Genomic DNA, 23983 nt, shown 5'->3' with positions numbered 1-23983 from the left:
TTAGATTTTATTTAATACGCTTAATCGCTCAAGATCTGCCCTTAACCCATCAATTAGGTTGGCCAGCAGCTGCACATTAGGGTCATCATGATTTAACAGCCTGAGTCCCTCCTGCTGGGAAAGGTTGAATTGCCGTTTCAATACAAGTGGTATTTTATAGCTTTGGGCTGTGAGGGCACAAGCATATAAATACAGGCTATCTATAATAGCCGATAAGGTCCGTTCGTAATAAGTTTTTAGTTTTTTATAACTCTTAGACCGTTTAAAAACCAATCTAAACGGCTTAAATCTTTCTGCCTGCATGGTGATCTGTTCATCCATAAGGTCTTCAATTTCCGCTATGCCAAATCTTAAGGCCAGTTCGTGCTTACCCTCTACCAGCCTCCGTTCGGCCTTAAGTGCATTCCAGACAAAAGGATCTTTAATCCCGTCAAAAAAATCGCCATGTTCTATGGGCTGCTCCCAGGGATTGTTAAAATCCTTGGCATAGCTTTTCATTGTTTTTTTAAAAGTAAAAAAGTACACGTATTCATATACATCGGAATGCATATAAGTGATCAATACGGCAAGCCCTCTCATACAGAGCGTCAGGTCAAAAGGATCGTTTCTGGAAATACTCATAAGTTATTTTTAAATCATAAATTAATATAAATGAAAGGGGAAACATGTTTTTTATGCTAAATTGCTCCGACATACAGGCTATCTCCATTCTTTTTTCCGTCTGCTGATGCAAAACTCATATAACAATGGAGTATATCACCCCTATAATCGGGTGGTATTTCAATGCTATGACGCTGCGCATACCTACTGGTAACATTTAATTGCATGATGTACTTCTTTTTCGAAAAATTGTACACTAAAAAACTCGCCAGATCGGTAAACTGACAATAAGCCGATTGTTTTTGGGGCAGCCAGCTAAAAGTAATCTGACCGGCTGTGAAAACAACCTGGGGATGCTCCGGTATAACGATATGTCCCCTGCTGTATACAATTTTAGAGTAGTCGATCAAAAAAGCATCACCATTTTTAACAAAGGCATGGTTATAGTTATAGGAGAAAGCCTCATTTACAGGACTGTTATTTTTGGTCAGGGCTTTAAATCCCATGTTCACCAACTGGTCAATATCACTTAAAAAACCATTCAGCAAACCAAGTTTAAGCTGTGAATCCTGTTGTGCGGTGGAAAAAGGTTTATGACTGGTATTATGCAATGCTGTAATTACATTCTGTTTCCTGTGCCTGCGCCCGATCACAGAACCAACTTTTTTTCGGAAGGGCCCCACCAGCCCTGATCTTAAAATTCCCATGATCAACTTTTTAATGGTTTGTTTTCCTTATTATCTGAATTAAAACTCCCGGTGTAAATACTGTCAGACAGCTGTTTACGGTCTGCGGAGATGAAAGACATGTAGGTTTCCATATACTTGTCTTGTAAACTTGGCGGAATTTCAAGAAAATCACTTCCAGATAACCTGCTGTTGCCAAACAAAGTATAAAAAACTTTTTGTTGCTGAGGGAAATAAGCCAAAAGCATCACCTGATCGGTAGCCTGCGGCCAGGGCATTTGCGGATCGGTGTCCCAGGTGTACTCCAGTCCGGCCTCTACCAGGTTTACCTTCCAGTTCTGCGCCGGATTTAGGCGGCCCTTGCTCAGTAAAACCTGATCATAAGCGATTTCCAGGTCGGGGTAAATTCCCGTAATAATGCCGGGGTTATTTTTAACAGCCCGGTTAAAACCGTTGTCCGAATGCTGCATGGCCTCTATACTAAAGCCGGTATTGACAAAATCGAGCAAATCACGCAGCAGCTCGCTGCGCATTTTGGTGATTAGCTTTTGCCTAAGCTGTGCTTGTGTTGAGGCTTTAGTCGTTATGCCAACGCCCCTTGCCACATTGGTTTCCCCAAGCATATAATAAACAATATTCCCTATTCTGCCCCTATGACGACCACCAGGTCCGTTTTCTGCTATTGCCATAACCCATTACATTTGTTCAACGCCTCCCTTTTTTAATAAATAATAACAAACATATCTTAAAAGTAACACAAAAACAAATATTTTGAATAATAATTACACAATAAAGATTAATAAAATTCTAATAAACTAAATAATTCCCGCAGGGTTAAACTAGGGTTGGCGTAGGGTTGCTGTACCCCAGGGGTACAGCAACCCTACGCCAACGGTACGGCAACGGTAGGCCAACCCTAGGGATATTCAGTGTTTTATCAGGGCTTTATTAGTAAAATATCTTGTGTTTGGCTTAATGTGTCTTGTACGGATGGTAATGTTGATTTAGGCAAACTCGTTCAAAATTCATTATCACTGATTTTGTTTGTTTACCGGAAACTTCTTTCTGAAATCATTTGATGTTTGGAATTATTTTCCTGAAACCCCTTTCCCCTTTCCAAAAGTGATGAAACTTGCCAGGGCCAAAACCCAGACGCCGATTCCTCCATACAACATCACCCAGTCAAACCCCTGCAGCAGTGCCGCGTGCACCATAGTCCCTGAAGGGTCGGTGGCCGCTAACTGGCTGAAATTGTGCTTTAGGTTACTGAAACTTCCCGAAGCTATTTTTTCGGCCAGCGCATGCAGGGATAAGTTCTGCAGCACGCCAGCTGGCATTGCCGTTTTTAAGTAAGCTACAATTCCTTCGACCAGAATAAATCCCATCAAAGCAATGTTAATGGCCAGTGTGATGAGCCTGGCGCTCATATCTATACCCGATGCCATTCCGGCCCGGTTGCTGGAAACCGCAGCGGTGGTGGTATTGGTTACCGGGGTGTTGGTTAAGCCCAAACCAATACCGGCCAGTATGGAGCCCGGAAGCATACTCTGCCAGCCCGGGTTCTGGACCAGGCTTCCGTACCGCATCACCAAAAAGCCCAGTCCTATGGTAAACAGCCCCAAAGGAATTATAATTCCGGGGCGGTACCTATGGGAAAGGCGCTCGGCAAGCGGGGGGATAATTAAAGTGGGTAGTGTATAGGCCAGTAAAGAAAGGCCCGCCGTCATGACATCGTAGCCCAAACAGCCCTGAAAATAAATAGGCAGGTAAATGATAAATGGCCAGAAGCTAAAATTCATACCCACAGAACCAAAAATAGCCCCCGAAAACTGGCGGATTTTAAATACGCTAAAATCGAACATGGGGTACTTGTTCTTTTTTTCGACCCATATAAAAATAATAAAGCTAAGCACCGCGGCCATCAGGATAGCAATTGCAGTACTGCTGCCAAAACCCAGATCACCGCCTTGGGTAATAAAATAAGTTAAGCCAAAAACAGCTAAAGACAAAGTGATGATCCCAAAAACATCCAGGCTTTTGGCTTCCGGGTCTTTGGATTCTGTAACATTTCCATAAACCAGAAATGCGGCCAGGGCAGCAATAGGTGCATGGATCAGAAAAACCCATTTCCAGGACAGCAGTCCTACAATGCCACTGCCTATAATGGGACCGAAACCCAGTCCCAGTCCTAGGATAATGCCCCAGATGCCAAAGGCTTTACTACGCGCTTTGCCCTCCTGAAATTGGCTGGACAAGGCCGATATCTGGCAAATGAGCATTGCCCCACCGCTGACTCCCTGAAAAAAACGGCTTATAATGAGCAGGCTCGTATTTTGGGCCAGGCCACAAAACAAAGAAGCAATACCAAACAACACCAGGGTAATGAGCAGGATCCGCTTGCGCCCATAGCGGTCGGCGAGCGTACCCGCCGCCATCAGGACCGTTGTACAGCCAATGGTATAGATATTCATAATCCATTGCATATCCTTCAGATTGGCCCCCAGTACTTCCTCCAGGGTTGGAAGGATGACCGGTACACTGGAAATTTCCAGGGAAAACATCAGTGTGGCCATACAAATGGCAATCAGGGCCATGGTATTTTTTCTTGCGTTTTGATTGTTCATTTTTACATCAATTCTATTTGACAAAAATAAACCGAACATTAAAGATATATCAGTACATTTTAAGGATAAAAATGTATTTTTACGCTATGAAAAGGGAAAATATGCACCAGTCCTTTAAGGTGGTTTACCGTAAGATAGCGGAATGTTCAGCCAGTGATTTACAGTTTAACTTTTTCCAAATGGCTTATGTCATTTCCGGAAAAGGCTTTCTACGGGTCAATGGCAATTGCATTGCCTACAAAACCGGCAACCTGATGTTGATGACGCCCAATGATCAGCATAATTTTGACATTACCGAACCGACTGAATTTTTACTGGTGAGCATCAACAGCGATTATGTGAAAGAATACAGGTCTAAGAATTTAAACTGTATAGAGTGTTTATTGTATTATGCTTCTCATCTATCGGGCTGCATCTTAAAACAAAAAGAAGATGAATTTCTGGTGAAATCGATTGTTGGATGTCTTTTGCATGCTATTGAATATAAAGATGTGTACGATGAAGACTTAACGGCACATTATGTAAATGCGCTGATTGTGATTGCTGTGCGCAACATTTCAAAAATAAAACCACCTGGCATTAAAGAAAACTCCGACAAACGCATTCTGGAGATTGTCAGTTATATACAGTCCAATATTTTTTCCCCTCAACACCTGAAAGCTTCCCACATTGCAGATAAATTCGACATCTCCCCTACTTATTTAGGAAGTTATTTTAAAAACCAATGCGGGGAAACCCTGCAGCAATTTATTTCCAATTACAGGATCCGCATGGTGGAACACCGCTTAAGCTTTAGCGATATGAGGATCAATGAAATTGTTCATGAATTTGGCTTTTCTGATGAAAGCCATTTAAATAAGTTTTTCAAGAAGCACAAAAACCTGAGCCTTACGGCCTATCGGAAAGAAAAAAATACCACAAGCATTTTCCAAATGGATTAAAACCTATAAATATCAGGATATAAAGATATCCTGATATTTATAGGTTTTAATTTGTGCCAGATAAAACAGGCTTACAGCTTTCTGAGCTTTATCTCTTTTTTCAATTCTTTCCAATTGTTCATGGAAACTATACATACAGCAACTAAAGCAATTACAGTGGCAATTAATGGGGTAAAACCCTTTTTTATGATCAGGAGTATGACTGTCACAAACAAGAGGGTCAATATGATCACAAAAGTTACAACCAAAACTTTCGTTCTTTTTTCGTTTCTGATTAATTCTTCGTCACTAAGGTCTGCTGGTTTTTTATTGCTCATTTGAGTTTTTTATTGTCTATCAATTCGAGGTTATTAATGGTCCCTACCGGGGCGATCTTGATGTTTCTATCGTCCTTTGTCACATAAAAGAAATAAGAACTGGTCATGTTGATCAACAGGATATCTGCAGATTTGCCCGAATTAAAATTGATCCTGTAGTCACAGGTAAAATTATTCTGCTTTATTCTTAGCGCTAGTTTAGCGCCCGACCCGAATCCCAATCCAACAAACATCATCAGCAGCTCACCTGCAAAAAACAACATAAAAAATGGAAAAATCGCTTTTCGTATTTCTGTTTTACTGGCGTCCTGGCTAAACCTTTTTTGTCCCAATATTTTTTTTGCCCAGTTTTTATGACTGTTTTTGATCACTATAAGCTGACCCAGGTAGAAAAACACAAAAAACGAAAAGATCATCACAATCAATACCGGATTGGAAGTGACGTCTGATATCGGGCTGATTAAAATATCTGTAATAGAGGAATATTTTAAAATATTGATTCCCAACTGATAATACTCGATACCTTCTTTTAAAAGGCCTAAAACAATCAGGTACAGATAACCCAAAGGAAGTAAGGTTTGAATTTTTTCCAGGTATTTCATTAACAGAGGTAATAGCGTCCGGGGATCATTTGGTTTTTACAAAGCCCTAAAGATATTCAAAACTCTTAAATATGAAAATTGTATATTTATCCTAATCCCATTATGCATTGATCATGTCAATTTCACTGACAACAGGAAAATATTTTGGTACAGAGGAGAAAAAGGTGGAAAGCCCGCTTTTTCGCATCAATATGACCAATTACCAATCTTACAGTACCATTGAACAGCATTATCATCAGAACAGTTACCTGAGCATGCTGGTCCGGGGAACTTACCTGGAGAACAGCAGCGATATGAATCGCAGGATCGCTCCCGGTGAAGTTATTCTTCGTCCATCGGGTTACAACCATGCAAATTCTTTCCCTGCGCCCGGGGGAAGCTGTATGAATATCGAATTTCACCAGGATGCTCTTAAATCGCTGGACATTGCTGCTTATATTCCGGAAAAAACCAAAGTATACCCTGCGGGTGCATTTACCGATTTATACAAATTGTTATACCTGTTTATTAATGACGGCGATGCCTGCAATGCCCAGGAGCATGTGATCAACTGGATTTCTTCTATGAAACCACCTGTAGTGGCCCTTCGTTTGCCCTGGCTGGCAAAGCTCAGGCAAATTCTGGAAGATGAACTGGAAACCCAGCACAGCCTGGAGCAGCTTTCTGGGCGGGTTTTTGTGCATCCGGTTTATCTTGCACGTGCATTCCGGGAAAAAGAGGGCCTCACCATTGGAGAATACCGCTTAAAGATGCGTTTAAAAAAAAGCGTCCGGCTGCTTTTTGAGACCGACCTCCCCATTTCAGAAATTGCCTACACCACAGGATTTACAGATCCGGCACACTTTATCAAATCCTTCCGCCTGTATTATCCGGTTTCACCTTTCAGGTTCCGTTCTTTAACAAGAGGTAAATAGGACTTGTTAAAAAGTTTATCCCATACAATTTTTTGTGTGCCGGATTTGCTCTCTTTAACAAAAAAAGTAATGGACTTCCGCACAAAATTCAAATACGTTTTTACCTGCTGTATGCTGATCTGCAGCACCATAGTTTATGGGCAGAAAAATTTACACTATAACCTGCATGTTGATGCCGATCTTCCCCAAAAAACGTTTAAGGTTAAGGGTGATCTTTGGTTTGAAACGACGGAACAATCCCGTGATTCTGTTGAAATTGTACTAAGTAAGGGTAAAGGAGAAGCCCAGCTTGACCTTAGCGGTATGGCCCTCCATATTGCCCAGAAGCTGGATACCTTCAGAAATGCATCAAATGACATTGTTTACCGTTTCCGTTTCCCTAAAAAACTGGATGCCGGCACCCGGCTCCAGCTCAAATATGAATACGACCGGGGAAGTGTCCCCAGCTTTCAGTATAGTCTGGATGCTAATTTTTGCATGGCCAGTGGTTACGGATCGGCCTGGTATCCACAGGTAAACCGTGTCGATCAGGACGGAAGTAAGGGCTATATGCGTGGGGCAGGCCAGATCAGTGTCAGCACTAAGGCTGTGCTCACCGCTATCATGGCCGCCAGTAAACTGGACACGGTAAGTTCCGCCGGAATGAAAACCTATCGGTTTACCTATGACCGCCCTGACATTTTTTCGCTTTACATTGCAAATTATCAGGTAAACCATCATAGTGGAACGATTCCCTGCTACACCTACACCCTAAAAACGACGGTATGTGATCCTAAGCTCATTACAAACACTTCTGAAGTAATTGCCTTTTTAACAGAGAAATTCGGTGCCCTGCACATCCCAAATTTTTCCATCATAGAACTTCCGGAATATGTTGCCGAACAAACCGGAATCGGGGGTGCCAGTTTATTGGGCGGCATCCTGATTCCCACCAGTGAGCTTAGGCGTTTTAATTATGCCTTGTTTGGCCATGAGGTCTCTCACCAATGGTGGGGAAACCTCATTGAATCCACCGGTACAAAGGGAAATGCCATGCTGTCTGAGGGGCTGGCCCAATATGGCTCCCTCCAGGTGGTGGACCATTTTGACCAGAAAAATGCCATCCTGTATCGAAAAACAGGTTATCCCGGATACATCAGCGACCAGTCTGGAATTGGTTATCTTAAAAATGCATCTGCCGGAATTGATGAGCCCTTAACGGATCTGAAGGGCAGCAATGAACACATTATCGCCGACAGTAAAGGTTTTCTGGTCCTGGAACTGCTTTCCAATACCATAGGAAAAGAAAAATTTCATGCCGCACTGAAACAAATTACAACCAAGTATACCCAAAGCCGGTTAAACTGGGCCTCCTTTGTACAAGAGATCGAGAAAGCACACGGAAGCAGTCTTGGCTGGTTTTTCAAGCAGTGGTGTGAACAAACCGGCGTTCCTGACTGGACAAGCTCCTGGACTCAATTGCCAGAAGGGCTTCAGGTACAGATTGCACAGCAGGGACCGGTATACCGGCTTTCTATCGAGCTCCAGATTGTTTTTATGGACAATACCGTTGTGATCAGAAAAATGGAAGTCAATGCCCGCAATACCACAATGGTGATACCGGTAAAGGGAAAAGTAAAATCTGTCAGCCCGGACCCGGAGTTTAAAATACCCCACTGGGCACCGGACCTTGCCGAGCAGGCCCGGGCACTGGGAAAAACAGCCACTATTCAGAAACTGCGTATGGAACAAAAATTTCAGGAAGCAGAAAAGCTGGCCTTATCTTATATTGGAAATGGCATTCCTGATGATCGTTTCGGACTGGAATTTAAGCTCTTATATTACCTGGGAAGGATCAAAGCCAACGAAGGTAAAACTGATGAGGCATTGGCTTATTATAAAAGGGCCGTACAAATGGCCGTACGAACCCCAGACTTTTTAGCTTATACTTATTTTAGAATTGCCCAGATTGCCGCTGGCCGAAAAGACCAGGCTTTATTCCACTGGGCAAAAGAAAACGCACTTTCAGCGGATGCATTGAACAAGGAGGCCGACCATATGATCCCGAAAATGGAAAACCTGGAAAACGGCTTTACAAAATGACCCTTTAATCAATGACTGCTTTGTGATGGCCTGGGGCATAGTTGTCCCGGTCATTACACATCAATACCGTACCCTATTAAAAAAACATTCAAGCTATCGGCATAACGGTCAGCGGCAGTTTTCAGGATTAGTTCTGCCTGTTCATCTGTGGTCACCTGCCGGATCTGAAAGTTTGTTTCGGCCCATTGCAAAAATGCCTGCTGGTTTTCAGACACTTCCTCCTGGAACTCCTCGTTTTTATAAAAATAGACCGAATCCCAGCCAACAGAGATTTCCGTATCATAACTGAGCAAGCGGATCAGGTCTTGTATGTTTTGGGCCACCGGATGTATCCCGCCTTCATCGCCAAAAACCACAATGGGACATTTTTCCAGGTTATCGTGAATGACCCAAATGGCATAGGTACTTCCTCCGCCTGTTGCGCTTGCAAATTCTATAAATGAACGCAGAAAGCTTTCTTCCTGCGAATAGGTTTTTAAACCTGTTTTATTCACCACCATCAGGGCAAAGCTTTCGGCATAGGTCCCCCCGCCATACTCCTTGTCAAATTCAAACAACTTTTTCAGATCATCCGGGACACCATATATCCCAAATTGTTTTTCAAAAGCAAGGTAATCCTCTTCTTGCTGGCCACTCGCTTCTTCGGCTTTTTCAATATAATCAACGATTCCGGTCCAGATTTGCCATGCAAATTGTTTAATGTGCTCAGGGCTACCTGCCTCCAGGTTTTTAAAACCATCTTCCGGGTTTTCCCGGTAAAAAGTAAACAGAAAATCAGACTCCATGCGCATGGAAATGATCAGTCCCTGATCAGCACGGATAAAAATGCTGTTGCCCATCTGCTCACCATCGGCATCCAGGTATGGCTTTTTGATGTTAATTTCTGTGTTGCCCAGCTCCAGTTCCAGCCCGTCACTGTCCTGGTCAGGAACAAGCACCGACTGAATGATTCTGGTAAAATTAGGGATCGTAAAATCGTATTTCATGGTCGTATGAATTGCTTTGTCAAAACTACATTTCCAAAAAACAGATCGCAAACTTCAGCGGTCTACAATATGTCTACAAAGGCGCGGTCTGTTGAACCCATTGACTTCTCCAGGCCGGTGCCTGGAAGGGGTCTGCAAAATACTGCGTTTCGTGGATCACCTTCCCGTTTTGAAATTCCATAATGCTGACGGTAAAAGCAGATTGTTGCTGGTAAGTGATCGTATATTCGGTAACCCACAGATCACCTGTTCCGACGATGCGCTTCACCTTAAAGCCAGCAGGTTTGCCTGGGTGGTGACTTCTCAGGCCTTGCAGATTTTCTCTTCCCAGAATCCGTTCGCCTGACTGCGGGTAATCACAAACGACCTGGTCATCGTAAATGTCATGCTCTGCATCCAGATCGCCAATTGCAGAGGCCTGCCAGTGTGCTTCCAGGATTTCACGTATTTGTTCCTCTTTCATTGCTCGGCTAATTTATTATATTTAACACGAATTTACTGACTACTAGTTGTAAAGCCATAAAAAATGAAAGGATCAAGCCATACAAGACTCCAGACCAACAACAGTCTCGGCGTTGGTTTGGCCTTAATTGATTTAAGAAAATTCATTCCGTTAATTTTACTTGTATTCTTTTGGGCTTGTGATGGGAGGCAAAGTGAGCCGTTACAAGGCCCTTCACCTCAGCTGGCGACATTATCCCAACAGACAGGAATTTCCATTTCTGTGATAAAAATACTGGAATCAGAAACAGGCGCTAAAGCGAAACAGCTCACAAGACACGAATCCGGTCTTGTCGATACCAACTACCCTTCTCAAAAAAAACCTGCAGAAAAGTCAGTACACTTACCGGGCATATGTGTAAGTGTCAAATCCGGCACAAATCAGTATGCCCTGATCAAACAGATAAATTCAAAGATCAGTACACTGGGTTACAGGGCATTCAGTTGTGATGGAAAAGATGTTAACGACGGGCCATGGATAGCGGTACTCCAATGTGACGATGAGTTTACACCATTGGTATATATGCAAACCAATGGAATTAATTATGGCTTGGACAATGCCCGGTTAATCGCTCGCATTAAACTTTTAAGTGAGGGCCTGGATTTAAAATTATCTGGTGCTGATTTCGAGTGGTGTGAGTTTAAAATTGATAAGGATCCCCAGGACTGGGATAAATTTGCTGCCCAGGTTTATAAACTTTGCCCCGACATTGTGGAGCAGGGTACAAAAACTGTAGCAGAATTGGCAAAACAAATGAAGGCATCAAAAATGCTTTATCTCTGGTTTGACTAGAAGAGTTTAGTTATAACCGGGTTAACAGATAAAGTCTTCCAGCAGTTTATTAAATTCCTCGGGCCTTTCCATCATCGGGGCATGTCCGCAGCGGGACAAAAAGACCAGGGTCGAATCTGGCAAAGACTTTTTAAATTCCCGGGCCACATCAGGCGGTGTAATTTTATCTTCCGCTCCCCAAATGAGCAATACCGGCATACTGATTTGAGGAAGCAGCGCGGTTACATAGTTTCGCTGGGTCGTTTGTGCAGTTTTGATTATGCGAATACATTTTTGATCGTCGGCCAGGGTAAGCATTACTTCCTCGATCAGCGTTGCAGTGGCAACAGCCGGATCATAAAATGTATATTCAATCCGCTCTTTCAGGTAAAAGTAATCCTTTCGCCTGATGTAACTTCCAACCGTATAATTTTCATATAAACCCGAACTTCCGGTAAGAACCAGCTTTTCAACACGCTGGGGGTAGCGGTGTGCATAAATAATGGCTACATGCCCACCCAATGAATTCCCGACCAGGATGACCTTTTCCATTTGACCGGAATCAATGGTATGCTGCAAAAAAGAAACCAGGTACTCGAGAATGTTTTCCCTATGCTGATTGTAAATGGGCAATAGCGGGATATGGATATTAAAATCATTTTGAAAATGTGTGATGACCTTTTCCCAGTTGCTCAGGCCACCAAAAAGTCCATGTAGTAAAATGACATTTCGTTTCATGCTTTTTTACACAAATGTATTTGCCAGCAAAAAATGAAAATGTGATTTCAGTCACTTAATTTACCCGACTGGTTAAAAAGATATAAACGTGCCCTGCTCACCGCTTCCCTGCTGACGTACAGATACCTGGCAATATTGGTTAAGGATATTTTCTGTATGATGGCAGGTCTGCGGTCCAGTAAAAACCGATACCGTCTTACCGGACTTTTCATCGACAGGATGTATTCATGTTCAGACTGCTGTTCTAAAGCTTCCTGGTAAATCTGCAGGTTAACACGGGAAAGATTGAGGTATAAATCGTAAAGGGGCTGCAATTGTTTGATGTTTATCCTCCGGATCACCGCATCTTCCAGAGCTATGATGCTGACATTGGAGGGCGCATTATTGTAATAACTTTCACAGTTGGCCAAAAAATCATCGGCAAATCCAAATTTTAAAATTTTCTCTTTCCCCTCTTCATCCAGAATCGAAAACTTAAACTGTCCGGAGAGTACAAATGCCGCATATCGGGCCACCTTACCAAATTGCAAAAAGGAATCGCCCTTTTTAATGACCTTTACCTTGGTCATAGAATCCAGAAGTTTCCACTCCTGTTCTGTGACAATCGGATACTTTTTCATCATTCTTTGGTACCATGGGGAAGCGTCATATTTCATATAAAGTACTTTAGATCAGTTCTGTTTTTAAACGGTCAATTTCCCAAAATAGTCTGGGCCCTGGCCCCGATGCTAAAAATTATTTTAAAGATGTGGTCAGCTGAAACCCGACCACATCTTTCATGCAAACTATCTTTATTTGTTTTTCATCAGGGCAAAGCCTATGGCGATCATCCATATATAGGAAAGGAAACGAACAACAGGCAATAGCAGGAATGCCTGCTGAAATACCAATCCGAAAATGGAAAGTTCTGCAAGTACAGCCAGCACCATACCCAGCCAGGCAATCCATGCCGGGCAGTATTTGAGCAACAGACATGGCACGGAAACCCCTGCCATTAACAGGCCCAGAGGCAACATATGTGCTATTCCTCCTGTGGCAAAGCTCAGCAACCGAAATGCCTGCAGGGTGCCGGGCTGGTCTGCAATACCAGGCTGGCAGATCAGCCAGGTCAAAAGACTGGAAATACTTACCCATACCGAAGCTGTTATGCCGCCGAATAAGGCAATATTCAACCCCGCTGCATTTACACCCAGGGTTTTAATTTTGGTCACCACAGCAGCGGTAAACAGCCCCAATGGAATGGCCGCTCCAAATTGCAGAAAAGCATTGATTTTTAGTGCCCAGGGGAAGTCAGCAAGCAATTGCTGAATGTTTCTGGTACCGGTAAATGGTGAGGGAAATGCGGATCCATTGGATAATAAAGAAAAAAACAGAAGACTCGCCACAAATAACAGGACATATATAGTGGCCGTGATTCCAGGATGGGGACCCCGGTATTTTTCCACCGAACTGATGGTTGGATGTGTTGTTGTATTCATTTCAATCTGGTCTTAAGTAAATAATGGCTGATTTTAGTTTTCACATTTTAACAAATAATCTTCATTCTCCCTCTCGCCCCAATAGGGATGAAGCACCGATGGGGCCATTCCCTTTTTCTCAAAGAGCAATTCGGCTTTTTCGAAATACGGCCTGGCTTTTTTCTTGCCTCCGCCATACAATACGGGCTTGTTAAAAATCGGGATCCCCTGCAGGTAATAAATGCGGGGATTATCCGGATTGACCTTTTTGGCTTTTTCAAGATTTGTGTTCATGATGTCCAGGTATTTTTTCCAGCGGTTTGCCGGGTCCACCAAAAATCTGGAAAAAGCCACATAAGCGGTTAGCACGAGGCTCTCGTCGCGGGAGGCATCAATAGCGTTCAGGATATTTACATAGTGGTCCGCCTGGTCTAACAACTGATCTTTACGTTTGACATCAGGCTCTTTTATGGCCATATAGGCATTAACATAGGCTGCATAGTAATTGGCCACCCATTCTTTTGGCCATTTGGATGCCATCAGGCCGAACTTATTGCCGGCCTCTTGCATAGCAGGGGCACTTGTGGCCGATTGCAGGTCTTTGTAAGCGGCATTCAATGCGCTTTCCATGTTTTGTGCTTTGGTGGGTACTGCAAACAGGGAGAAAAGCATAACTCCCAGAGCAGCGCTCGTGATTTTTTTCATTTTCTGTTGTTTTATTTTATAGTTCATCTTTTTTGAATTCAGAGATCGACAGGTATACACCTACAAAAACTGCCCTGTATTGGGGAGGGCGCAACGGACTTTTGAAACGCCCGTCTGCTGAATAGCGGTACCCCAATACGTTTTTGTAATTGCTGAGGTTATCTATATTGACATACCACGCGGCAAATAGCTTTTTGATATTGGTCAGATAACTTACTTTAAAGGACAGGTTTTGATAGGCCGGAGATTTTTCCTGTAAAAATGAAGTGGCTAATGGATCGTAATAAGGTCTTCCGCTGGCATAGTTATAACCCAGGGAAAAAACAGTGTGCAGCTTTTCGGGATAATACCTCAGGATAAGGTTGAGGTTGTGTTTAGAAATAAAATCCGGAGTGGCAGCTGAAGGGTAGTTTTGATAATACCTTTTGGTATCAATAAAGCTATAAGTGATCCAGTAATCTAAATTTTTCAGGGAAGACTTATCCCGCCAAAAAAGATCAATTCCCCTGGCAAAGCCATACCCGGAATTATCTACCTTTCCAAGATCATAACGATAAGGATCAGGACGGTACAGGGTTCCGCTTTCCCTGACCAGCTGACTGTAATCCTTGTAAAAGGCTTCTATACGAAGGGAGCGGCTGCGTGCCACCCATTCATAATTGATAAGATAGTGGGCCGCCTTCTGGGCTGAAGGCCGGTAGCCTTGCAACAGGTACAGGCCAGGAGCGGATTGGTAAAACAGGCCTGTGGCTGCCCCCAACTGGCTCTGTGCGCTTATTTTCGCCGCTAAAGACAATCTGGGCACTGCCTCGCCCCTTCCCGATAGCCTGCTGTATTCGGTTCTTATTCCAGGTTTAATGGCCAGCCAGTGCAAAGGTCTGTATTCGGTTTCCAGGTATGCTGCAGCCAGGCTTTCACTAAACTTTCCTTCGTGTACATCGAATTGTTGCGCATAAGAATAATAAGCCAGTTCTGTTCCAGTGCTGATCTTCAACTTGGCTGCCGCCTGCCAGCTCAGTTCTGCACGCAACTGGCTACGATCATCGGCCCTGGTAAAGGTGGTGTCACTCCATTTGATGTGGTCTTTATTGTGGCTCCAGGCAAAAGCCACAAACAACTTTAGCTGACTGGCCGGCCAATACGTATAAGATGCATTCAGGAGGGTGTTTTTGTTCCGCAGATCGAAATTCAGCAATGAACGGATGTAATTTGGATTTGGAACTGCTGTACCACTGCTGCTGTTGTTATAACCCATACTGATCTTAAATAACCCTTTATCCGTTGCGGCTATCCATCTGGAAGAAATTCCGGTAGACACCGGGGCATGATAAAAATCGTAGTTGGTGTTTGATAAGGCAAAATATGGGCCGTAATTGGTATAATTACCGTAAAATTCAAGTGCCTGGTTTCCGCTGCGCCTGGTTCCGCTTAACATCACACCGCCCAGATTTGCCCCGGCCGACAGCATGGTCTTTTCCGGTAAGTCGGTGGTTTGCAAGTCCAGTACTGAAGAAAGGGCCTGCCCGTATCTTGCAGAATAACCTCCTGTACTGAATGAGGTCCCTTTTAATTGAAAAGGATTAAACCTGCTGCGTTGACCAACGCCTGGTACGCTGCTAAAAAAGGGGTTCTGTACAGTAACACCATCTATTAAAACCACGGTTTCACTGGCATCTCCTCCCCTGACAAACAAGCCGGTCTGATCACCTCCGTTCCGTTGTACACCAGGCAAGTTCTGCAGGGCAGCGATCAGATCACCTTGTGAACTTGCATTGGATAAAAGATCAACTGGTTTGATATGGCTCAGCATCCGGTTGTCATTGGCATCCATATTTCCTGCAGTGATTTCTACTTCTGCCAGCTGGCCAGCGCTCTGTTTTAATTTTAACTGAAGGATGCCGGCATCTGTATCTGTATTCAGGGGATAATACAGGGTTTCAAAACCAATTGCAGAGACTTTTAACAGTTGCTTCCCTTTTGTAGTGGTCAGCAGTTTGAAATGGCCCAAACTATCGGCACTGGTTCCATCTAAAGTGCCATTAATCGAAACATTGGCATAAGGGACAGGCAATTGATGTTCATCAGTAAGACTTCCTTTTATCGTCCTTTGACCATAAGTTTTAACCGATACACAAAGCATCAGTATTAGGAGGCTTTTCCATTTAATTCTTCTTATTAATGTAGTTTGCAATACAAACCAAAAAAACACAAAAAAAAGCCACGCATACTTTTTGCCAAAAAAGAAGGTCCTCAAGGGAGCAGGAATAGAATGGTAGATGGAAGATCCGATCATAGGTGTAAATATTTTTTAATGTCTTTCACATATTTTTCAAATGCATTTTTACCTTTTTCGGTCAGTTTGCAAATGGTATGGGGATAATTGCCTTTAAAAGTTTTGACCACTTCAATATACTCTGCTTCATGCAACTTTTTGATCTGGTGGCTTAAGTTTCCCTGGGTGGTTTTGGTCATTTCCATTAAATAGGCAAAGTCGGCCTGTTTCATTTTAATCAATACCGAAACAATCGCTAATCTTACGGGTGTATTTAAAACAGGGTCAAGATCCTTATACATTTAATTTTAATTAGGCTTTAGTGTACTTAAGCAAATATCCCGGAACAAGATACCCTGTGATGACTGCAAAACCATGCAACAGAGAACGGTATTGTTCCGGAATTAAAATACTAATGACCGCAAAAGTAAAAAATAATATGCCTCCGGTGATCAATGGTTTGAAACGCAGGTTTTGGCCGGAAACCAATGTCCCTACTCCTCCGATCAGCAAGGTATAGGTAAATGGTTGCATTTTTTGAGAAAGGCTAATGAAAACCGTTAGGACAAAGCAAATGCCCAGCACAAACCATAAATTTTTTAAATAACTCGCAAGATAAGTTTCAGAAGTCTCTTTTGCAGAATGATAGTAACGTATAGTGAGGAGGATACCTGTTAGTCCAAGAACCGGAAAGGGCAAAAAGAAAAGAGGGGAAGACGTATAAGTATGCAGGGCAAAAAAAGCCAAACTTGCTACTGCAATGAGCCAGCCCCAAATCAGGTAAAGGGTACTATAGCTTCTCAATTGTTCTTTGGTCCGTAAAATTACGTCCGAAATTAATTTCAGGCTTTGTAAAGGATTCATTTCGTTTTCAATCGCATCCATAAACTTAATCTTTTGATATTCAAATGTAAATATAGTTTGCACTACAAACAAGAACAACAAAGAAAAACCCGGTGAACGGATCTATTTCACCGGTAAAGCTCCTGTATTACTCGTATTTAAGTGCGTCTATGGTATTGGCACTGGCCGCCTTATACGATCTGATGCTCACGGTAACCAAGGTGATCAGCATAGAAATACACATGGCCAGCACAAAAGGCCATATGCTCAAATCTATCCGGTAAGCAAAAGTAGACAGCCATTTGGAAACAAACAGGTAGGCCAATGGCCAGGCCACCAGATTGGCCAGAAAAACCATTATCAGAAATGAGCTGTTGAGCATTTTGACCAGTTCGAAAGTGGAAGCCCCCAGTACTTTTCTAATGGCAACTTCTTTAGTTCTTTGCGCAGCAACAAATGAGATCAAACCAAATAGACCAATAAAGGAAATAAAAATAATGACACCGGCAAAGACTTTAAACAATACGCCCATGATCAGCTCACTCTCATAATAGCCTTTAATTCTTTCGTCAACAAAGTTCGAATCGTAAATGCTGGTGGGAAAAGTTACGTTCCATACAGCTTCAATCTGTTTCATCGCAGCAAGCATTTGTTCTCCTTCCAGTTTTATGGCTGCGTTCCAGTACTGGTTCCTGTTCGGAGAAATAATGAGCCCTGAAATGTTTTCTTTTAGAGATTTATCATTAAAATCTTTTACCACTCCAACAACGGGAAGACTGCCCCCTGAAGCTTTGATCATTTTACCAATGGCATCCTGCGGGTTGGCCACACCCACTTTTTTAAGAAAGGTTTCATTAACTACATAACCGTTGGCCGTATCGCTTTTGGTAAAAATTCTGCCAGCAATAATTTTTAAGCCAAAAAGCTTAAAATAGTTTTCATCTGCATTTGAAGTCCGGACTTCAAAGTCCTTGTTCTTTATGCCGTTATAAGTAAAATTATTAGAATTCACATCCTGGGACAATGGGGCCGACTGACAATAACTGAGCATCTGTACCCCGGGGATTTGTAAAACTTTTTCCCTGAATACCTCACGTCTGCTTTTACTGGTGCTATCGCCCGGCATTCCGACCATAGCTACGGCGCCTGAGCTGAAACCCAGTGGTTTTTGCTGCAGGTATTCCATTTGACGAACAATCACCAAAGTGCCAATAATCAGTATAATGGTAATCGCAAACTGTACAACGACCAGGATTTTACGCAGACTGAGTCCATTATTGTTCAAAGAAACTTTGTTTTTAATGGCCAGGGCCGGGCTAAAACCAGACATGACCATTGCCGGATAAAAACCGGCTAAAAGACTGACAAATATGACCAGTAAAGCCATAAACAGAAAAATAGTGGAATGGCCGAACAGGGTAAAGGATTGTTGGTTCTTGAATAGGTTTTGCATGGAAGGGATCGCCAGCTCGCTAAGGATACAGGCAAACAATAAGGCAATGACAACTAAAACAAAGGTTTCGGTTAAAAACTGAAGCACCAGCTCTTTACGTTTGCTTCCCATCACTTTACGAACGCCAACTTCTTTAGAGCGGTTCACAGCCTGCGCTGTATTTAAATTGATAAAATTGATACAGGCTGTACAGATTAAAAACAGGCCTATGATTAAAAGACCATAAATCTGGTGCTTGCTAATAGTTGCATCGGCAAAATTATCATAACGCCCGTTAAAGTGAATGTCGCTTAAAGGCTGAAGCCTGTTCACCTGATTGCCTGCAATTTTTTGATCTGTATAATGCGTTTTATTGAACTTTTCAAGCGTCTGTTGTAGGTCAGCTGCCTTCAGCCCTTCTTTAAGCAATACAAAACTGCAGAAGCTGGAGTTGATACAATCCCAGCAAGTACCGTTTCTGTCCCAAAAACTCTTATAGCTTAGCACAACCTTTAAAGGGAAACTGCTGTTTTGGGGCATGTCCTTAAAAATCCCGGTAACCCGTACCACCGTTTTGCTTCCAACGATAATGCTTTTGCCAATGGCATTTTGTGCCTGACCAAAGTATTTAATGGCCGTAGCTTCTGATAGTGCTACAGTATTAGGCTCCTTCAGTGCTTCTGATGGTTTACCATAAGACCAGTCTATCTGAAATACCTCAAAAAACTCGGGTTCTGTATAGTAAATCTCTTCCTTGCTTTTTAAAATTTCTTTGCCGCTGGGGTCTTTCACATGAACAACATTCCCTGTTTTGGCTATTGCACCAATTTTTTCTATGCCTGCAATTTCATTTCTGGCTGCTGAAGTAAAGGGTATGGGCACCCCGGCAGAATAATCGTCGTAAGAATTGTATTTCCAATCGGTAACCACCCGGTAAATCCGGCTTTCATTTTTATAACCACCATCAAAACTCAGCTGGTAATGAACAAAGATAAAAATGAGGATACAGCTGGACATACCAATGGAAAGGCCCAGAATATTAATCAAAGTATAACTCTTATTTTTCCAGAGGTTACGCAGCGCGATTTTTAAATTGGTCCTGAGCATACGCGGTTGTTTTGTCTGGCCCTGCTAATGATATGCCAAACTCAAAAATAGGCAATAATCGATATTCAAGGTATATTGAAGCTTTAGATGCTGTTCGTTAATGCACAGTAGAAGATCGAAAATGTACAATGCAGGGCTTCTTTATTTAGTGATCCACTCTCCGATCAGTTTCCGGTAAGTTTCCCCGATAGACAGGTATTCCCCGCTGCTCATCAGGATTTGATTTCCTTCGATGACCTTGATTTTATTTAAGGGAATAATATAGGAACGGTGGATACGGACAAACCTGTTTTCAGGCAGTTTTTCCAAAATGTCTTTCATATTTTCCAAAACGATGATCCTTTCGGTATGGGTATGGATCCGGATGTAGTCTTTCAGTCCTTCAATATACAAAATTGAATCTGTGGCAATTTTATAATGTTTCCGGTCTGCCTTAACAAACAAAAAATCATCTGTATCAGCACTTTGGAAGGTTTGTTGCCAGCGATTATATTTTTCTATGCTCTGATAAAAGCGGTTGAATACAATTGGTTTTAACAGAAAGTCGATCACATGAAACTGGTACACATCCAGAGCATATTCGGCATAAGCGGAAGTAATGATGAAATTATGCTTTTGGTTAAACATTTGCATTAGCTCAATGCCTGTCAGTTCTGGCATTTGAATATCTAAAAAAATCAAATCCACCGTTTGACTGTTGAGTATCTCTATGGCTTTGAACACATCGCTCCCCGCATACAAAACATTTAGCTGGGCAATTTTCGATGCATAATCCGCTATAAGTTTTACAGCAAAAGGTTCATCATCCAGGATAATACAGTTTATTCTTTTTTTCAGCATAGGGCCTTTGATATTTATAGCTTATTAAGGTATCGTTTTAAATCAATTTGAAGCTGGGCGGTGAATTGATTATTTTCATTGGTCAGGTTCAGTTGATGTGCATTTGGATAATAAATATCCAATCGTTTTTTAAGGTTATCCAATCCTATTCCCCCTAGCTTATCTTTTTTCTGTGTTCCAATTTCATTTTTCACAAAAAAAGACAATTGTTTTGAATAAACGCTGATGTCTATAACGATGGGATGCTGTACAGAGACAAGCCCGTGTTTTAAAGCATTCTCGATCAGCGGAGATAACGTGTAGGGCGGAATTTCAACATGGTCATCATCGGTTTTGATGTTCATTTGTACAAAACCACTTTCCTCATGTCTGAACTGTTCCAGTTCCACGTATGCCTTTATGTAATTGATTTCTTCACTTAGATTAATCTTTTCTTTTTGGGAGTAATAGGTTGTAAACCGCATCACCTCACTCAATTTTTCAATTGCAGGTAAAGCTTTTTCAGATTGAAAATAAACCATCGAATAAATATTGTTCAGGCTGTTAAAAACGAAATGAGGATTGATCTGGGCTTTGAGAAATTTGATCTCTGCGTTTTTGTTTTCTTCTAAAACATGGATAAAATAAATAGTAAACCACAGAAAGGAGCTGAACACGATTGGCCTTACACTATACTGTAGGTTATCGATTAAATAGCGGATAAAAGTCGGATGGATGTAATTGACTTTATCCAATAAAACCCCGGTCAGAAACTGTTCTGCAAACCACCTTAATGAAGTAAAAACCAGGTAAGAGATAAATAAACCAAACACTAATCTTTTCCATTGAAATGCTTTAAAGACCCATTTCATTATAAACAGGTAATGAAAATAAAAGGTTGCCACAAAAACAATCACATAAGTGAGGTAAAACAACTCAGGATCAATAAACCTGAATTCAAAAAGATTAATCACGCAGGCAAAATATGCTGTAAATGTCCAAAATATAAGGTGAATAAGTTGTTCTGACCGCTTGGATAATGTGCTGTGGTACATCTGTAATGGTTTTAGACAAAAGTATCTATTCGCATAAAGGTAAAAAAATGGGTTAGTAGATCAACCGCATGGGTTCGTCGAAAAAAGTAGCCAAACAGGTCTCCGTACTACAGTTTTGTACAAAATTTAACAGAAATTATGAAGCAGATTATTCCTCTATTAATTGCCGTTTTACTTCAGGTCAATGTTTTCGGTCAGCAGTTTTCATTAAAAGGCAAGATCGTGAACACTCATAAAGTTCCCATAGAATTTGTGTACGCCAATTTATTCAAAAATGACAGTTTGCTCGTCAGACAAGCACTCAGCGACACGACAGGTTATTTCTTTATGCAGGTTGAAAAAGGAAATTACCGTTTGATTTTGGAACAATTGGGTACAAAATTTACCAGCCGGGAACTTAGCTTGGATCAGAATATTGACCTGGGTTTGATAGAAGTTAATGAAACAACAGCGCTTCAGGGGGTAACCATTAGCGGTACAAAAAGAGTCATAGAACGAAAGTTAGACAGGTTGGTATTTAATGTTGAAAATTCGGTAATGGCTAGTGGCGGAACGGCTCTGGATGCATTGAAGGCGACGCCAACGGTAAGTGTTCAAAATGATCATATTTCCATTTCAGGAAAGGGCGAGGTACTGGTCATGATTGATGACCGCTTACAAAGAATACCACAACAGGAACTCGCTGATTTTTTGAAATCTATTCCTTCGGGCAATATTAAAAGTATAGAAGTCATCACCGCCCCGCCTGCAAAGTATGATGCAGAGGGAAACAACGGGCTAATCAACATCAAACTGAAATCGGCTAAAGCAAACTCATGGAATGTTGGTATCGGTACGACCTATACCCAAAAAACGTACGCAGGAGGAAATCTGCAAACGATGTTCAATTATAATCATGGTCCCCTTTCTTTACAGGCTTCACTCAATAAGGGTACACAAAAGCTATTGACTACATCAACCAGTCAGATTTTTTATACAGATGAACTATGGAGCCAGGAAATCAGAAACCAATCCAAAAGCCAGACCCAGGGCTTATCCTTTGGACTGGATTACAAGTTCAGCGATAAATGGACAAGCGGCATCAGGTACCTGAGCAGTTTAACGGATAAAGAATCTACCAACCATCCTTTTACAAGCCGGTTTGACAGGACGACAAAAACCATTAATGCTTATGTGGTTTCCGATGTTTGGGCAAACAACAAACCTGAAATGAATTCCCTGAACTGGTACCATTCATTTGCTTTAGACTCCCTGGGAAAAAATATCACTATGGATTTCGACTACTTCAATTACAGAAAAAAAGATGAGCGCTTTTTTCAAGGGAATGAATTAGATCAGCAAAAACAGGTTATTGAAAACAAATTCTTTTCATCAAGCAATAACAACATGAATAAAATTGAAAATTATTCAGGGAAAATAGACTTTTCATTGCCTGGTCACTGGGCCAACATCAGCTTTGGGGCAAAGCTTTCCTATACCAATACCCATAATGATCTGGTTGTTTACAATCGTCAGACAGGAATCCCGGTCCTGGACCTCGATCAATCCAACATCTTTAACTATAAGGAACACAATGAAGCCTTATATTTTTCGGGCAATAAAAAAATAAATGCGCAATGGGAAACTCAAATTGGCTTGCGTATGGAAGCTACACAAACTGAAGGTTATTCGGGGAACCTGGACCAAAGTCATAAAAACAATTACCTCAAACTGTTTCCCACCGCATACATCACCTATGTTCCAAATGATCAAAATTCTTATTCCCTTAATTACAGCCGAAGAATCAGAAGACCGGACTTTGATTACCTGAACCCCTTTGTGGTGAAAACAAGCCCTTATTATTATGCTGAAGGAAATCCATTTTTAAAGCCCTCCTTTATCAATAATATAGAATTTTCTTATATCAGAAAACAAAACTGGGTTAGCAACATTTACTTTTCCCAGGTCACCGATTTTGGACAGGAGCTCTCCATTGTAGATGCGGCTACAAATAGGACAAAAAGCACCCCTTTGAATTATGCCAATACCTACCAGATTGGATTTTCCACCTATTACAATTTTAAAAAATGGTCCTGGTGGAACAGCATTACTGGCTTTAACATCAATTATCAGAACGTAAAATCAAAAGTTAGTCTTATACAATCTATTGACGGGGCTAATGGATATTTTTATACCAATAACGATTTCACACTCAATTCATCGAAATCGGTATTCCTGGGTTTGAACTATAGTTTACAATTGCCCGGACGTTACCAGATTTTTCACCTTTCATCATTGAATATGCTGGACGCTTCCATGAAATTTTTATTTCTGCAAAAAAACCTGGCCCTTACCATTACCGGGGAAGATTTGTTAAATGCTCAGAAACCTTTGATGACCTACAAATCCAATGGTGTAGAAAACAATGTTAAAACTTACAGAGATACAAGGGGGTTTAGAATCGCTTTGAGTTATAAATTTGGAAACATCAGTTTAAAATCCAAAAACAGGAATCCGGGAAACGAAGAAGAAAGAAACCGGGCCAACTGAT

The 23983-nt window shown here is 41.8% G+C and carries 23 protein-coding genes; 5 read left to right on the top strand and 18 right to left on the bottom strand.

Translation table 11 applies throughout. The features are described from left to right. From B0O44_RS09125 to B0O44_RS09110, 4 genes are all read right to left on the bottom strand, one after another. The gene (locus tag B0O44_RS09125; RefSeq protein WP_110829514.1) at positions 1-621 is read right to left on the bottom strand and encodes a hypothetical protein; all 621 of its coding nucleotides are present in this window, start codon (positions 619-621) and stop codon (positions 1-3) included. Positions 622-677: 56 nt separating this feature from the next. Next, positions 678-1307 (bottom strand): DUF6266 family protein, encoded by a 630-nt coding sequence (locus tag B0O44_RS09120; RefSeq protein WP_110829512.1) that lies wholly within the window; start codon positions 1305-1307, stop codon positions 678-680. A gap of 2 nt (positions 1308-1309) precedes the next feature. After that, complete coding sequence (locus B0O44_RS09115; protein ID WP_110829510.1) at positions 1310-1975, bottom strand: DUF6266 family protein; 666 nt, start codon at positions 1973-1975, stop codon at positions 1310-1312. Positions 1976-2374: 399 nt separating this feature from the next. Beyond that, positions 2375-3910 (bottom strand): MFS transporter, encoded by a 1536-nt coding sequence (locus B0O44_RS09110; RefSeq protein ID WP_110830397.1) that lies wholly within the window; start codon positions 3908-3910, stop codon positions 2375-2377. Between the two features lie 86 nt (positions 3911-3996). On the opposite strand from B0O44_RS09110, the gene B0O44_RS09105 reads away from it, so the two are divergent. After that, complete coding sequence (locus tag B0O44_RS09105; RefSeq protein ID WP_211321348.1) at positions 3997-4851, top strand: AraC family transcriptional regulator; 855 nt, start codon at positions 3997-3999, stop codon at positions 4849-4851. Between the two features lie 71 nt (positions 4852-4922). Here B0O44_RS09105 and B0O44_RS09100 read toward each other — a convergent pair whose 3' ends face one another. Together B0O44_RS09100 and B0O44_RS09095 are read right to left on the bottom strand one after the other, a co-directional pair. Further along, positions 4923-5168 (bottom strand): hypothetical protein, encoded by a 246-nt coding sequence (locus tag B0O44_RS09100; protein ID WP_110829508.1) that lies wholly within the window; start codon positions 5166-5168, stop codon positions 4923-4925. Beyond that, the gene (locus tag B0O44_RS09095) at positions 5165-5770 is read right to left on the bottom strand and encodes a hypothetical protein (RefSeq protein WP_110829506.1); all 606 of its coding nucleotides are present in this window, start codon (positions 5768-5770) and stop codon (positions 5165-5167) included. The genes B0O44_RS09100 and B0O44_RS09095 overlap by 4 nt, the downstream gene beginning before the upstream one ends. 113 nt (positions 5771-5883) lie before the next feature. On the opposite strand from B0O44_RS09095, the gene B0O44_RS09090 reads away from it, so the two are divergent. Further along, positions 5884-6684, top strand: a complete 801-nt coding sequence (locus B0O44_RS09090) for a helix-turn-helix domain-containing protein (protein ID WP_110829505.1) — start codon at positions 5884-5886, stop codon at positions 6682-6684. Positions 6685-6753: 69 nt separating this feature from the next. Then, a complete protein-coding gene (locus B0O44_RS09080) occupies positions 6754-8766 on the top strand; it encodes a M1 family aminopeptidase (RefSeq protein ID WP_146229792.1) in 2013 nt (670 codons plus the stop codon). 53 nt (positions 8767-8819) lie between these two features. Here the strand turns inward: B0O44_RS09080 and B0O44_RS09075 are convergent, their stop codons facing one another. Together B0O44_RS09075 and B0O44_RS09070 are read right to left on the bottom strand one after the other, a co-directional pair. Further along, the gene (locus tag B0O44_RS09075) at positions 8820-9752 is read right to left on the bottom strand and encodes a hypothetical protein (protein WP_110829500.1); all 933 of its coding nucleotides are present in this window, start codon (positions 9750-9752) and stop codon (positions 8820-8822) included. 73 nt (positions 9753-9825) lie between these two features. After that, entirely contained in the window at positions 9826-10215 is a 390-nt protein-coding gene (locus B0O44_RS09070) for a nuclear transport factor 2 family protein (RefSeq protein WP_110829498.1), read from the bottom strand. Positions 10216-10278: 63 nt separating this feature from the next. On the opposite strand from B0O44_RS09070, the gene B0O44_RS09065 reads away from it, so the two are divergent. Then, positions 10279-11046, top strand: coding sequence for a DUF4253 domain-containing protein (locus tag B0O44_RS09065; RefSeq protein WP_110829496.1), 768 nt, complete (start codon positions 10279-10281; stop codon positions 11044-11046). Between the two features lie 21 nt (positions 11047-11067). Here B0O44_RS09065 and B0O44_RS09060 read toward each other — a convergent pair whose 3' ends face one another. The 10 genes from B0O44_RS09060 to B0O44_RS09015 form a co-directional block, all read right to left on the bottom strand. Then, entirely contained in the window at positions 11068-11763 is a 696-nt protein-coding gene (locus B0O44_RS09060; RefSeq protein WP_110829494.1) for an alpha/beta fold hydrolase, read from the bottom strand. Positions 11764-11810: 47 nt separating this feature from the next. Then, positions 11811-12419, bottom strand: a complete 609-nt coding sequence (locus B0O44_RS09055; RefSeq protein ID WP_110829492.1) for a Crp/Fnr family transcriptional regulator — start codon at positions 12417-12419, stop codon at positions 11811-11813. Positions 12420-12554: 135 nt separating this feature from the next. Beyond that, the gene (locus tag B0O44_RS09050; protein WP_110829490.1) at positions 12555-13241 is read right to left on the bottom strand and encodes a hypothetical protein; all 687 of its coding nucleotides are present in this window, start codon (positions 13239-13241) and stop codon (positions 12555-12557) included. 33 nt (positions 13242-13274) lie between these two features. Further along, positions 13275-13925 carry a hypothetical protein gene (locus B0O44_RS09045; RefSeq protein ID WP_146229791.1) on the bottom strand — a complete coding sequence of 217 codons (651 nt, stop codon included), beginning with the start codon at positions 13923-13925 and terminating at the stop codon, positions 13275-13277. 16 nt (positions 13926-13941) lie between these two features. Continuing rightward, complete coding sequence (locus B0O44_RS09040; RefSeq protein ID WP_211321347.1) at positions 13942-16065, bottom strand: TonB-dependent receptor; 2124 nt, start codon at positions 16063-16065, stop codon at positions 13942-13944. A 149-nt stretch (positions 16066-16214) separates the two neighbouring features. Then, positions 16215-16499, bottom strand: coding sequence for a winged helix-turn-helix domain-containing protein (locus B0O44_RS09035; protein WP_110829484.1), 285 nt, complete (start codon positions 16497-16499; stop codon positions 16215-16217). Between the two features lie 10 nt (positions 16500-16509). Next, positions 16510-17082, bottom strand: coding sequence for a hypothetical protein (locus tag B0O44_RS09030; RefSeq protein ID WP_110829482.1), 573 nt, complete (start codon positions 17080-17082; stop codon positions 16510-16512). Between the two features lie 106 nt (positions 17083-17188). Next, positions 17189-19579 carry an ABC transporter permease gene (locus B0O44_RS09025; RefSeq protein WP_110829480.1) on the bottom strand — a complete coding sequence of 797 codons (2391 nt, stop codon included), beginning with the start codon at positions 19577-19579 and terminating at the stop codon, positions 17189-17191. Positions 19580-19720: 141 nt separating this feature from the next. Next, on the bottom strand, positions 19721-20419 hold the full coding sequence (locus tag B0O44_RS09020) for a LytR/AlgR family response regulator transcription factor (protein WP_110829478.1): 699 nt from the start codon (positions 20417-20419) through the stop codon (positions 19721-19723). A 14-nt stretch (positions 20420-20433) separates the two neighbouring features. Beyond that, a complete protein-coding gene (locus tag B0O44_RS09015; RefSeq protein WP_110829476.1) occupies positions 20434-21453 on the bottom strand; it encodes a sensor histidine kinase in 1020 nt (339 codons plus the stop codon). 138 nt (positions 21454-21591) lie between these two features. On the opposite strand from B0O44_RS09015, the gene B0O44_RS09010 reads away from it, so the two are divergent. Beyond that, complete coding sequence (locus B0O44_RS09010; protein WP_110829474.1) at positions 21592-23982, top strand: TonB-dependent receptor domain-containing protein; 2391 nt, start codon at positions 21592-21594, stop codon at positions 23980-23982. The last annotated feature ends 1 nt before the right edge of the window (position 23983 follow it).

Origin of the sequence: Pedobacter nutrimenti (assembly GCF_003208655.1) — a bacterium.
Lineage (GTDB): Bacteria > Bacteroidota > Bacteroidia > Sphingobacteriales > Sphingobacteriaceae > Pedobacter > Pedobacter nutrimenti.
Note: the sequence above shows the minus strand (reverse complement) of the source record. Positions and strands in the feature narration are given on the sequence as shown.